This is a genomic window from Pseudomonas sp. KK4, assembly GCF_001984065.1.
GTDB lineage: Bacteria > Pseudomonadota > Gammaproteobacteria > Pseudomonadales > Pseudomonadaceae > Aquipseudomonas.
This window is the reverse complement of the sequence record NZ_LYVP01000133.1, coordinates 1-13,261: the sequence shown is the minus strand read 5'-3', so window position 1 is coordinate 13,261 and position 13,261 is coordinate 1. Positions and strand designations below refer to the sequence as shown.

Here is a 13,261-nt window from a genome sequence, read left to right as displayed (position 1 = left end):
GTGTCAGGCAATACAGTGGCGACTGATTCATCGCCTTCGCGAGCAAGCCCGCTCCCACAAAGTCCAGCGCCCGGCTTGATCGTTCCCACGCTCTGCCAATCGACAAGCAAACGATAATTCCTCTTATTCAAACTCCCCTGCCCTGTTAGACTTTGCGCCCTTGTGTTGCTCGTCCTGCAGGTTGTCTGATGCCCCCGCTGCCTCTTCGCTTGTCCGCACTGTTTCTGGCCTTGGGCCTGAGTGCTTGCGATGACGCCCCACGCTTTATCAAAGCCGACCCCGGTGAAGCCCGCTCCGGGGGCAGTGCGACCGTGCGCAAGACCGATCAGAACGCATTCTCTTTGCCTTCGGCCAATCTGCCGCCCTCGCGGCGTGTCGATTTCAGTGTCGGCAACAGCTTCTTTCGCAACCCCTGGGTGATCGCCCCGTCGACCACCACCGCCCGTGACGGCCTCGGGCCGCTGTTCAACACCAACGCCTGCCAGAACTGTCACATCAAGGATGGCCGTGGGCATCCACCCGGACCTGATGCGACCAACGCCGTGTCGATGCTGGTGCGCCTGTCGATTCCCGATGCGCCGGCCTACGCCACAATCATCGAGCAGCAAGGCGTCGTGCCGGAGCCGGTCTACGGCGGGCAATTCCAAGACATGGCCGTCCCCGGCGTCGTCCCGGAAGGCAAGGTGCGGGTTGATTACACGCCCGTGCCGGTACGTTTCAAGGACGGCACGCTGGTCGAGTTGCGCAAGCCGACCCTGAACATCAGCCAATTGGGCTACGGCCCGATGCACCCCGACACCCGTTTCTCGGCCCGCGTCGCGCCACCGATGATTGGCCTGGGATTGCTCGAAGCCATCCCTGACGAGGCGATCCTGGCGAACGCCCAGGCGCAGGCCAAAGACAACAAGGGCATCGCCGGTCGCCCGAACCGGGTCTGGGATGACAGCCTGCAAAAAACCGTCATCGGCCGATTTGGCTGGAAGGCCGGGCAACCGAACCTCAACCAACAGAACGTTCACGCGTTTTCCGGGGACATGGGCCTCTCCACCAGCCTGCGGCCCTTCGATGACTGCACCCAAGCGCAGTTCGCGTGCAAACAGGCACCCAATGGCAACGGCGCCGACGGCGAACCGGAAGTCAGCGACAACATCCTGCGCCTGGTGCTGTTCTACAGCCGTAACCTGGCCGTGCCGGCCCGTCGCGATGTCAACGCGACGCAAGTGCTCGCCGGCAAGAGCCTGTTCTACCAGGCCGGCTGCCAATCCTGTCACACCCCCAAATACACCACCGCCGCCAACGCTGCCGAACCTGAACTGGCCAATCAAGTGATTCGCCCCTACAGCGATCTGCTGCTGCACGACATGGGCGACGGCCTGGCCGACAACCGCAGCGAATTCCAGGCCGGTGGCCGCGACTGGCGCACGCCGCCGTTGTGGGGCATCGGCCTGACCGAAGCGGTCAGTGGCCACACCCAGTTCCTGCATGACGGCCGCGCCCGCAACCTGCTCGAAGCCGTGCTTTGGCATGGCGGCGAAGCACAAGCGGCGCAGCAACAGGTTTTGTCTTTCAATGCCGAGCAACGTGCTGCGTTGCTGGCGTTTTTGAATTCCCTTTAATACCCATTCCACCCGCGGGAGCCCGACATGTTCCGTCCCAAGTTGTTGTTCACCAGCCTTGCCGCCCTGGCCCTGGGCGCCTGTTCACCCCAGGACCCACAGGCCGTCACCTCGGCCGCCATCGCCAAATCGGTGATCCTGCCCACCTACACCCGCTGGGTCGAAGCCGACCGCCAATTGGCCGTCAGCGCCCTGGCCTACTGCGAAGGCAAGGAGTCCCTGGACACCGCCCGCGCCGACTTCCTGCACGCACAGAAAGCCTGGGCCGAGCTGCAACCGTTGCTGATCGGGCCACTGGCCGAAGGCAATCGGGCGTGGCAGATCCAGTTCTGGCCGGACAAGAAAAACCTCGTCGGCCGCCAGGTCGAGCAACTGGTCACCGCCCAGCCACAGATCGACGCCGCTGCGCTGGCCAAATCCAGCGTCGTGGTACAGGGCCTGTCGGCTTACGAGTACATCCTGTTCGACAGCAAGCCTGACGTGGCCAACGCCGAGCAGAAAGCCAAGTACTGCCCGCTGCTGATCGCCATCGGCGAACGCCAGAAACAACTGGCCGAAGAGATCCTGCAAACCTGGAACAACACCGACGGCATGCTCGCGCAGATGAGCAAATTCCCGAACCAGCGCTATGCCGATTCCCACGAGGCGATCGCTGATCTGTTGCGGGTGCAGGTCACCGCGCTCGACAGCCTGAAGAAAAAACTCGGCACGCCGATGGGCCGTCAGACCAAGGGCGTGCCGCAGCCGTTCCAGGCCGATGCGTGGCGCAGCCAGTCGTCCCTGACCAGCATGGAAGCCAGCCTCGCCGCTGCCCGGACCGTGTGGGAAGGTGTCGACAACAAAGGCCTGCGCGGCCTGTTGCCTTCCGAGCAAAAGCCATTGGCCGACAAGATCGATGCCGCCTATGCCGCGTCCTTGAAACTGTTTGCCAGCAATCAGCGCTCCTTGACCGAAATGCTCAATGACGACGCCGGTCGCCAGCAACTCAACGATATCTACGACAGCCTCAACGTCGTCCACCGCCTGCATGAAGGCGAACTGGCCAAGGCGCTGGGCATCCAACTGGGCTTCAACGCCAACGACGGTGACTGATGAGGACAAGTGCCATGCTGCGACGCCAGGCTCTGACTTTAGGTAGTTTGCTGCTGGGAGCAGTGACACTGGGCGGCTGGACGCTGTTCAAGCGCAAGGATCAGAGCCCGCTGCTGCTGTCGGCGCGGGACGATACCGATGGCAAGCACTACGCCGTCGGTTATCGGCTCGATGGCACCCGGGTGTTCGCCACCCAGGTCGGCCAGCGCTGCCACGACATCATCAATCACCCGACCCTGCCGATCGCGCTGTTCGTCGCCCGCCGTCCGGGCACCGAGAGCTACCTGATCGACCTGCGTGACGGCAGCTTGCTGCAAACCGTGACCTCGCGTCCGAATCGGCACTTCTACGGCCATGCGGTGATTCACCACAGTGGCGACTGGCTGTACGCCACCGAAAACGACACCACCGATCCGGGCCGCGGCCTGCTCGGTGTGTACAAGTTCGAAGGCGAGCGGCTGGTGCACAGCGGCGAGATTTCCACCCACGGTATCGGCCCCCATCAGGTGTCGTGGATGCCCGACGGCGAAACCCTGGTGGTGGCCAACGGCGGTATCCGCACCGAGGCCGAAAGCCGCGTGGAGATGAACCTCGACGCCATGGAACCGAGCCTGGTGCTGATGCAGCGCGACGGCACCCTGCTGAGCAAGGAAACCCTGGCCCAGCAGATGAACAGCGTGCGGCACCTGGGCATTGCCAGCGACGGCACCATCGTCGCCGGTCAGCAATTCATGGGGGCCTCCCATGAGCGCTCGGAGCTGCTGGCGATCAAGCGTCCCGGTCAACCGTTCGTGGCTTTCCCGGTGCCCGATCACCAGTTGCAGGCCATGGGGCACTACACCGCCAGCGTCGCGGTGCACAGCGACCTGCGCCTGGTGGCACTGACCGCGCCACGGGGTAACCGCTTCTTCATCTGGGACCTGGACAGCGGTGAAGTGCGCCTGGACGCGCCGCTGCCCGATTGCGCCGGAGTGGGTGCGGTGGCCGACGGGTTCGTCGTGACCTCGGGCCAGGGTCGCTGCCGGTACTACGATTGCCGCCAGACAAACCTTGTTGCAAAACCGTTGGAATTGCCTGCAGGGCTCTGGGACAACCACCTGCACCTGATCTGACACACCCGCCCCTGTAGGAGCCGAGCTTGCTCGCGATGGCGGCGGTACATTCAGCACTCTTGTGCCTGACACGCCGCCATCGCGAGCACGTTCGGCTCCTGCAGGTTTTGCGTCAGCGGGTAAACGGTGGCAGTTGGATTCCCCTTCCCACTCGCGGTAATGTGCCTCACTGTCTCACCTGATTTCTCCAAGGAACTGGAAATATGCTGCGTCGCCGCATGCTGATCATGTTGGGTGTTGTTCTGCTGATCGTGCTGTTACTGGCCGGGTACAAAGCCTTCTCCATCTACACGATGATCCAGGGTTTTTCCGCGCCCAAACCACCGATAAGCGTCGCCGTGGCCAAGGCCACCGAACAGCCTTGGCAAGCGCGCCTGCCCACGGTCGGTACGCTTACGGCCCTGCAGGGTGTGGACCTGAGCCTGGAGATCGCCGGGACCGTCACCGACGTGCAGTTCGAGTCCGGACAGAAGGTCAAGGCCGGGCAACCCATCGTGCAACTCGACAGCGCCGTGGAAAGCGCCCTGCTGGAAACCGCCCAGGCCGACCTCGGGCTGGCCCAGGTGGACTACCGGCGCGGCAGCCAACTGGTGGGCAGCCAGGCGATCTCCAAGGGGGAGTTCGACCGTCTCTCGGCGGTGCTGAAAAAGAACCAGGCCACGGTCAATCAGCTCAAGGCATCGCTGGCCAAGAAACGCATCCTGGCGCCGTTCAGCGGCACCATCGGCATTCGCCAGGTGGACGTCGGCGACTACGTGGCCAGCGGCACCATGATTGCCACCCTGCAAGACCTCAGCAGCCTCTACGTCGACTTCTTCATCCCCGAACAGTCGGTGCCGAAAGTCGCCATCGGCCAACCGGTGCAGATCGTCGTCTCTGCTTATCCGGACCAAACCTTCCCCGGCACCCTCAGCGCGATCAACCCCAAAGTCGAGAACAGCACCCGCAATGTGCAGGTCCGCGCGACCCTGGCCAACCCCGATGGCAAGCTGCTGCCAGGGATGTTCGCCAGCCTGCAGATCATCCTGCCCGACCCGCAGCCGCGCATCGTCGTGCCGGAAAGCGCGATCACCTACACGCTCTACGGCAACTCGGTGTATGTCGCCACGCAGAAGAAAGCAGAAGACGGCAGTGTGGAGAAAGACGACAAGGGCCAGCCAATCCTGATCGCCGAACGGCGTTTCGTTGAAACCGGTGAGCGGCGCGATGGCCTGGTGATGATCACCAAGGGCGTGCAGAACGGCGAAACGGTGGTGACCGCTGGCCAGATCAAACTGAACAACGGTGCACACATCGCCATCAGCGACGACAAGACGCTGTCCGAAAAGAACGGCCAGCCTCGCGCTGACTGATCAAGGAACCCCTCATGGCTTTTACCGACCCGTTCATCCGCCGCCCGGTGCTCGCCACCGTGGTCAGCCTGTTGATCGTGCTGCTGGGTTTCCAGGCCTGGAGCAAATTGCCGCTGCGCCAGTACCCGCAGATGGAAAACGCGCTGATCACGGTGACCACCGCCTACCCTGGGGCCAACGCCGAAACCATCCAGGGCTACATCACCCAGCCGATGCAGCAAAGCCTGGCGAGCGCCGAGGGCATCGACTACATGACTTCGGTCAGTCGCCAGAACTTCTCGGTGATCTCGATCTACGCCCGCATCGGTTCCAACAGCGATCGACTCTTTACCGAACTGTTGGCCAAGGCCAACGAAGTGAAGAACCAGTTGCCACAGGACGCCGAAGACCCGGTGCTGAGCAAGGAAGCGGCCGACGCCTCGGCCCTGATGTACATCAGCTTCTTCAGCAAGGAATTGACCAACCCGCAGATCACCGATTACCTGTCGCGGGTGATCCAGCCGAAACTGGCGACTCTGCCAGGCATGGCTGAAGCGGAAATCCTCGGTAACCAGGTGTTCGCCATGCGCCTGTGGCTGGATCCGGTCAAGCTCGCCGGTTTCGGCCTGAGCGCCAGCGACGTGACCAACGCGGTGCGCCAGTACAACTTCCTTTCGGCCGCCGGCGAGGTCAAGGGCGAGTATGTGGTCACCAGCATCAACGCCAACACCGAACTCAAATCGGCCGAGGCCTTTGCCGCCATCCCACTCAAGGTCGATGGGGACAGCCGCGTACTGTTGCGTGACGTCGCGCGGGTCGAGATGGGTGCGGAAAACTACGACACCATCAGCTCCTTCGGTGGCACGCCCTCGGTGTACATCGGCATCAAGGCCACGCCCGGGGCCAACCCGCTGGACGTGATCAAGGAAGTACGCAAGATCATGCCGGACCTCGAGGCTCAGCTGCCGCCCAACCTCAAGGGTGAAATCGCCTACGACGCCACGCTATTCATCCAGGCCTCGATCGACGAAGTGGTGAAAACCCTGTTCGAAGCCGTCCTGATCGTGATCGTCGTGGTGTTCCTGTTCCTGGGAGCCCTGCGTTCGGTAGTGATCCCGGTGGTGACCATCCCGCTGTCGATGATCGGCGTGATGTTCTTCATGCAGATGATGGGCTACTCGATCAACCTGCTGACCCTGCTGGCGATGGTGCTGGCCATCGGCCTGGTGGTGGATGACGCCATCGTGGTAGTGGAAAACATCCACCGGCACATCGAGGACGGCAAGACACCGCTGGATGCGGCCATCGAAGGCGCCCGGGAAATTGCCATGCCGGTGGTGTCGATGACCATTACCCTGGCGGCAGTGTATGCGCCGATCGGCTTCCTGACGGGGCTGACCGGCGCGCTGTTCAAGGAGTTCGCCCTGACATTGGCCGGGGCGGTAGTGATCTCGGGCATCGTCGCCCTGACCCTGTCGCCGATGATGTGCGCCCTGCTGCTGCGCCACGACGAGAACCCGAGCGGTCTGGCACACCGTCTCGACCGCATTTTCGACAGCCTCAAGCGCCGCTATCAAAGCATGCTCCACGGCACGCTCAACACCCGGCCGGTGGTCCTGGTGTTTGCCGTGATCGTGCTGTGCCTGATCCCGGTGCTGCTCAAGTTCACCAAGTCGGAACTGGCGCCGGACGAGGACCAGGGCATCATCTTCATGATCGCCAGCGCTCCGCAGCCGACCAACCTCGACTACCTGAGCGCCTACACCGACGAGTTCGTTTCGATCTTCAAGGCTTTCCCCGAGTACTACTCATCGTTCCAGATCAACGGTTTCAATGGCGTGCAGTCGGGCATCGGTGGTTTCCTGCTCAAACCGTGGAACGAGCGTGACCGAACCCAAATGCAGATCCTGCCAGCCGTTCAGGCCAAGCTGGAGGGCATAGCAGGGCTGCAGATCTTCGGCTTCAACCTGCCTTCGCTGCCGGGTACGGGGGAAGGTTTGCCGTTCCAGTTCGTGGTCAACACCGCCAACGATTACGAGTTGCTGCTGCAGGTGATGGACCGGGTGAAAAAACGCGCGATGGAGTCCGGCAAGTTCGCCTTCGTCGACGTTGACCTGGCTTTCGACAAGCCTGAAGTCGTGGTGGATATCGACCGGGCCAAGGCCGCGCAGATGGGCGTATCGATGCAGGACCTGGGCGGCACCCTGGCGACCTTGCTGGGCGAGGCGGAAATCAACCGCTTCACCATCGATGGCCGCAGCTACAAAGTCATCGCCCAGGTTGAGCGACCGTTCCGCGATAACCCCGATTGGCTGAACAACTATTACGTCAGGAACAGCAAGGGCGAACTGCTGGCCCTGTCGACCCTGATCACCGTGACGGACCGGGCGCGGCCAAGGCAACTCAATCAGTTCCAGCAACTGAACTCGGCGATTCTGTCCGGCGTGCCCCTGGTCAGCATGGGCGAAGCCATCGACACGGTGCGTCAGATCGCCCGGGAAGAGGCGCCGGCCGGCTTTGCCGTCGACTACGCCGGTGCCTCACGGCAGTACGTGCAGGAAGGCAGTGCCTTGTGGGTAACCTTTGCCCTGGCCCTGGCGATCATCTTCCTGGTGCTGGCCGCGCAGTTCGAAAGCTTCCGCGATCCGCTGGTGATCCTGGTGACCGTGCCGCTGTCGATCTGCGGCGCATTGATTCCGCTGTTTCTCGGCTGGTCGAGCATGAACATCTACACCCAGGTCGGACTGGTGACACTGATCGGCCTGATCAGCAAACACGGGATCCTGATCGTCGAGTTTGCCAATCAGTTACGCAAGGACAAGGGCCTGACAGCGCGAGAAGCCGTGGAAGAAGCAGCGTCGATCCGCCTGCGTCCGGTCCTGATGACCACCGCGGCCATGGTGTTCGGCATGGTGCCGTTGATCATCGCCACCGGCGCCGGTGCGGTCAGCCGCTTCGACATCGGCACGGTGATCGCCACGGGGATGTCGATCGGCACGCTGTTTACCTTGTTCGTGTTGCCGTGCGTATACACCCTGCTGGCAAAACCCGATGAGCCCAAGCAGTGATGAACCTGCTCGCGGTGGTGGTTAACGATGTCGTGGGCTGATTGAATGCCTGCGGTGTCCTGGCGTCCATCGCTGGCAGGCGAGCTCCCACAGGGTTTCGGGTATATCCGCAAAATCCAGGTTGGCTTTGAGGCCGCCTTCGCGAGCAAGCCCGCTCCCACAGGGTTTCGGGTATATCCGAAAAATCCAGGTTGGCTTTGAGGCTGCCTTCGCGAGCGAGCCTGCTCCCACAGGGGGTGTGATGCACAATAAAAAAGGCCTCGCATCCGCGAGGCCTTTCATTTGGGCTTCAAACTTTTCAACGTTATGGCCTCAACCCCTGCGACATCCCGAACATGAACAGCAATAAATCATGATCGGGCAAAGTCGCCACCGAGGCCTTTGCCACTCTCGGCAATGGACACGCTTCTCCACTGCCTGAACTGAGAACTTGCGTGCGTGGCTGCTCCCAGGCAGCCACCGCCAATGAAGCGACTGCCAAGGCTCCAACTAGAAACAAACCTCGCGCAACTTCGAGTTTCATCGCTATAAACCTTTGATAGCGCTGCCAAACGCCGTCTTGTAAAAGTAGACGAGTTTGCCCCAATCCGCCGAGTTGAACGACGAGTGGCGCCGCAGTTGCTTCATGTCATGGGCCGCGGCTTGGCCAGCGGTCAGACGCTGGCGGCATTTTTCCAGATCGATCAGCGCCACCTCGACTTTGGCCGCCTCACCCTCGCCCGTTACTCGCACGAACACGTGCTTGATATAAATGCAGCTGTGCTGCCAGCGGCCCTTGTGCATGCGCGCCAGGTTTTCAGCCAGGTCCTTCAACACACGATCATGCACCGCCTCACCGTAACGCTCACGACCACCACCGGCATACCACTGCTCGATTTCCTGGAAGCCGTCCAGTGATTTGGTCACCAGCAGCGCTCGCCATTTGTGCACCGGATCGCGTTGTGCACCACAAAACACGATTTCAGGGACACGAACACCGAGCTTGCTGACGCCCGTCAGTGCATCACGTTCACGCAATACCGTCGGCCGGCCAAATGGGTGCAGCAGCGTGCGATGGATGTGTCCGGTCTGGCGTTTCACGTAGATCAATTGACCATCGCTGCCCATGACCCGCTGAACGCCACTTTCCCCGCCACGGCGAACATTGGGTTCTTCAACCCACTCACCGCGTTGATTCCAGAAATAGTCGAAACGGTCCTGGGAACCGGCATCCGATCCTGCTGCATACTGCACTGCCATCCTGTTACCTCTTGCGTAATACGTAAACTCGCCACATGGCATAGAGCGGAATAAAGTCCAGTCGTTCCTGAATTCGAAACCCGGCCTGCTCAAATTCTTTTTCTACCGTAGCAGCAGGTAACACAAATCTGTTTTGGTAACCTTCCTGCCCACGGGTTTTTTCCGCGCGCTTGCGTTTCCAGGCCTTGAAATTGCCGTCCACCCACAGCGAAAGAATCACGCTGTCTCGACTGACACGTTCGAATTCGCGCAGAATCGCCAGCCGATGCTCGGCCTCACCAATGTGATGAAGCAAACGCATACAAAATATACTGTCGACGGCGTTATCGGGTAACGCGATGTCGAATGCAGAGGTGTGCAAGGGTTGTACCCGTTTCACCACATCGGCCGGTTGTGCCTGTGTAGCGATCTTCAACATGGACTCTGAATTGTCGGCACCGATGATCACACGGTTGGGTTTTTCGGCCAGCATCGGCCAGAAGCGTCCGGCGCCGCAGGGCAGATCGAGCACCAGACCGGGCTCTCCAACCAGGGTCAGCGCCTTTCGCGCCAACTGCACATCACGCCAATGAGACAACCGCCGCCCCAGGCCATCCTGGTGTTTTCGCAGGTAGCGCTGGGCGTGCTGATCGTCATATTTTTCGGAAAAATCAAGCTTGATCGGACCGGCCATTTTCTAGGTCTCCTGGATACAAATCACAACTACCTTAGGTAGCGCCGTGTGACTGTCAGGTCATGCCTTTGTGAAAACTTCGTGATGAAATGACCCGAAACGTTGCAAGATTTTACAAGACACATCACCCGCCCAGCCCGCTATCGCCAGCCGATCAACGAGTCCCGGATGCCTGCAATTCCACCTGGAAACGACAACCATTGGGCTCCATGGTGGTCAGGCTGACGGTCCAGCCCTGGTTTTCGCAAATCCGTTGCACCAGCGACAGCCCAAGCCCCAGCCCTTCGCCGCGTTTTTCCGTGCCACGCACGAACGGCTCGAACATTGCCTCGCGCTTTTCCTCGGGAATGCCGACACCGCTGTCCTCTACCGTGAAACCGCTGCGGGTCAGGGTCAGGCGGATGAATCCCTGCTCAGTGTAATGCAGCGCATTACGCAGCAGATTGCCCATGACGGCGTGCAGCAGAGTCGCGTTATACCGGGTGTCCTGCGGCTCGCCGGCCTCAAAGATCAGTTGCAGCCCCTTGGCCTCGATCGGCTCGCGCCACAGACTGAGCAGCCCACCGGCCACCTGGCTCACCGATTGCTGGGGCGACATGCTGGCGTCCTCGCGCTGAGCGCGGGCCAGCATCAGGAAGGTCTGCACCAATTCACGCATTTCTTCACTGGCGCGGGCAATCCGCTCGACCTGGTTGCGGCCGCGCGGATCGATGCCGGGGTTTTCCAGCAGCAGTTCGCAGGAACTGGCGAGCACCATCAACGGCGTACGCAGTTCGTGACTGACGTCACTGGTAAACAACCGCTCCCGGGTCAAGGCCTGGCGCAGGCGCCCCAGGGTCGCATCGAAGGCCACTGCCAGCTCACCCACTTCATCAGCAGCGTAGTCCGGCGCCAAGGGTGGCGCCAGTCCAAGCAACTGATCGCGGTGGCGCACCTGACGAGCCAGTCGCACAACCGGCGCCATCACCTTGCGCGCCAGGACCCAACCGAGGAACACCGCCAGCGCCAGGCTGAGCACGAAACCCACCAACACCACGGCAAACAGCACCCGCTCACGCTCTTCGAAGTCGCTCTGGTCCTGCAGCAACACGTAGCGCCGCCCGTCGACGATTTCGACCATCGCGTGGTAGGACAAATGCTCGCGAAATACCTCGTGAAAGCCCGAGTCCAGGTGGCGCAAATCCTTGGGCAGCTCGAAATCACCTGGCCCGCCGCTGAAATAGAACAACTGGTCCGGCTCGGGGCGATGGCTCCAGTCCGAGACATTGTCCATCAGCAGCAGGCGCTGCAAATCGCCGCCCAGCCCGGCCGAAATCAGTTTTTCCTCGACCAGGTGCACAGTCGCGACAATGCCCATGGCAAAGGCGCCCGCCACCAGTGCGCTCATCAGCGCAAAGGCAATGATGATCCGTTGGGCAAGGCTCTGTTTAAACTCCATCACGCCCCTCGGCCAGGCGATACCCCACGCCATGCACGGTCTGCAGCAAGGGCTTGGCGAACGGCTTGTCGATCACCTGGCGCAATTGATGAACATGGCTGCGCAGGCTGTCACTGTCGGGGCAGTCATCACCCCACAGGGCTTCCTCGAGAATTTCCCGGCGCAGGACGTGAGGACTTTTCTGCATCAATACCGCCAGCAACTTCAGGCCGACCGGGTTGAGCTTGAGTAGTCGGCCTTCGCGGGTGACTTCCAGGGTGTCCAGATCGTAGCTCAGGTCTGCGACTTGCAAAGTACGACGGCCGCCCCCCTGAGAACGGCGCATGACCGCTTCGACTCGCGCCGCCAACTCCGACAGGGCGAAGGGTTTGATCAGGTAATCGTCGGCGCCGGACTTGAAGCCCTGTAACCGATCGTCCAGCTGATCGCGAGCGGTGAGCATGATCACCGGCGTATCACGGCGGGCATCTTCGCGCAGGCGTTTGCACAGGGTATAGCCGTCGATGCCGGGCAGCATGATGTCGAGCACGATCAGGTCGTAATGCTCGGTGGCTGCCAAGTGCAGGCCCGACAAACCGTCCTGTGCGCAATCGACCGTGTAGCCCTTGAGCCCCAGGTAATCAGCCAGATTGGCGAGGATATCGCGATTGTCTTCAACCACTAGAATTCGCATGGACAACTTCTCCGTATACAGTAACGGCCGTCTTGGCCCGCGCAGCTTAAGGCCTAGTGTGGCTGACGGCTAGGATTGTGTGCGCTCGCCAGACGCAGAAGAAAACAGTCGGGCCTTAACGAGTTTTTCACTATCGGTTCACAGGCTCACGACAGCCGCGGGGACAGACTCCACGCGGTTGCGCCCATCAGATCATTTTAATCACCCAGGAAATACCATGGTTTCGACCGTTATCCGCCCTGCCTCGCGCCGGCTCAATCTCCGGGCATGCCTGGGAATACCCGCCGTTGCGGCAATCATTCTGGTACTGCTCGAGCTGACCTCACTGGACATGGACCTGGCCCGACTGTTCTACGACCCGGCGGCCGGTGACTTCATCGGACGCCATAGTTACTTTCTCGAGACCATCCTGCATGACCGCGCCAAGCAAGTGGTCATCGCCTTCTCGGTATTGGCCATTCTCGGTTTCATCGGTTCGTTCTTCATCGACCGGCTCAAACCGTTCAAGCGGGAAATGGGCTGCCTGGTCCTGTCCCTGGGACTGGCTACCTCCTTCGTCACGCCCATGAAAGCCGTGACGGCAGTGCAATGTCCGTGGAGCCTTGAACAATTTGGCGGCCATGAGACCTACAGTGAATTGCTCAGCCCGCGGCCGCACACTGACAAGCCCGGCCGCTGCTGGCCGGGTGGCCATGCGGCTACCGGATTCACACTGTTCGCGCTGTTTTTCGTGTTGCGTGACCGTCGCCCGCGATTGGCTCGCGCGGCGTTCATCTTTGCCTTCGCCCTGGGTTCGGTGTTTTCCATCGGACGGATGATGCAGGGGGCGCACTTTTTCTCACATAACGTGTGGACGGCGGTGTTCTGCTGGCTGATTTGCCTGGGATCGTATTACTGGATTCTGTATCGGCCGGCGTTGAAGGCTGAGCGGGTGGTGAAGGCGGCGCCCGTCAGCGCCTGAAACACAGATCGAAATGTGGGAGCGGGCTTGCTCGCGAAGACGGTGGGTCAGCCTACAT

Annotated in this window: 11 protein-coding genes; 6 read left to right on the top strand and 5 right to left on the bottom strand. The window is 61.2% G+C overall.

The genetic code is table 11. The features are described 5' to 3' along the window. Window positions 1-188: 188 nt before the first annotated feature. The 5 genes from B0W55_RS25870 (at window position 189) to B0W55_RS25850 (ending at window position 8,219) form a co-directional block, all read left to right on the top strand. Window positions 189-1,616, top strand: a complete 1,428-nt coding sequence (locus tag B0W55_RS25870) for a di-heme oxidoredictase family protein (protein WP_077048756.1) — start codon at window positions 189-191, stop codon at window positions 1,614-1,616. A 27-nt stretch (window positions 1,617-1,643) separates the two neighbouring features. Further along, window positions 1,644-2,708 carry an imelysin family protein gene (locus tag B0W55_RS25865; RefSeq protein WP_077048755.1) on the top strand — a complete coding sequence of 355 codons (1,065 nt, stop codon included), beginning with the start codon at window positions 1,644-1,646 and terminating at the stop codon, window positions 2,706-2,708. A 14-nt stretch (window positions 2,709-2,722) separates the two neighbouring features. Next, window positions 2,723-3,820: a DUF1513 domain-containing protein gene (locus B0W55_RS25860; protein ID WP_077048754.1), complete on the top strand. Its 1,098-nt coding sequence runs from the start codon at window positions 2,723-2,725 to the stop codon at window positions 3,818-3,820. 203 nt (window positions 3,821-4,023) lie between these two features. Continuing rightward, entirely contained in the window at window positions 4,024-5,172 is a 1,149-nt protein-coding gene (locus B0W55_RS25855) for an efflux RND transporter periplasmic adaptor subunit (protein ID WP_077048753.1), read from the top strand. A gap of 14 nt (window positions 5,173-5,186) precedes the next feature. Beyond that, window positions 5,187-8,219, top strand: a complete 3,033-nt coding sequence (locus tag B0W55_RS25850) for a multidrug efflux RND transporter permease subunit (protein WP_077048752.1) — start codon at window positions 5,187-5,189, stop codon at window positions 8,217-8,219. A gap of 304 nt (window positions 8,220-8,523) precedes the next feature. Here the strand turns inward: B0W55_RS25850 and B0W55_RS25845 are convergent, their stop codons facing one another. From B0W55_RS25845 to colR, 5 genes are all read right to left on the bottom strand, one after another. Then, window positions 8,524-8,742, bottom strand: coding sequence for a hypothetical protein (locus B0W55_RS25845; RefSeq protein WP_077048751.1), 219 nt, complete (start codon window positions 8,740-8,742; stop codon window positions 8,524-8,526). 2 nt (window positions 8,743-8,744) lie between these two features. Further along, the gene (locus B0W55_RS25840; protein WP_077048750.1) at window positions 8,745-9,458 is read right to left on the bottom strand and encodes a lipopolysaccharide kinase InaA family protein; all 714 of its coding nucleotides are present in this window, start codon (window positions 9,456-9,458) and stop codon (window positions 8,745-8,747) included. A gap of 4 nt (window positions 9,459-9,462) precedes the next feature. Further along, entirely contained in the window at window positions 9,463-10,131 is a 669-nt protein-coding gene (locus tag B0W55_RS25835) for a class I SAM-dependent methyltransferase (RefSeq protein ID WP_077048749.1), read from the bottom strand. Between the two features lie 154 nt (window positions 10,132-10,285). After that, complete coding sequence (locus B0W55_RS25830; RefSeq protein WP_077048748.1) at window positions 10,286-11,569, bottom strand: HAMP domain-containing sensor histidine kinase; 1,284 nt, start codon at window positions 11,567-11,569, stop codon at window positions 10,286-10,288. After that, entirely contained in the window at window positions 11,559-12,242 is a 684-nt protein-coding gene (colR, locus tag B0W55_RS25825; protein ID WP_077048747.1) for a two-component system response regulator ColR, read from the bottom strand. Before colR ends, B0W55_RS25830 begins: the two co-directional genes overlap by 11 nt. Before the next feature lie 217 nt (window positions 12,243-12,459). Here colR and B0W55_RS25820 point away from each other — a divergent pair, with 217 nt between their 5' ends. Further along, window positions 12,460-13,203: a phosphatase PAP2 family protein gene (locus B0W55_RS25820; RefSeq protein WP_077048746.1), complete on the top strand. Its 744-nt coding sequence runs from the start codon at window positions 12,460-12,462 to the stop codon at window positions 13,201-13,203. Window positions 13,204-13,261 lie beyond the last annotated feature (58 nt).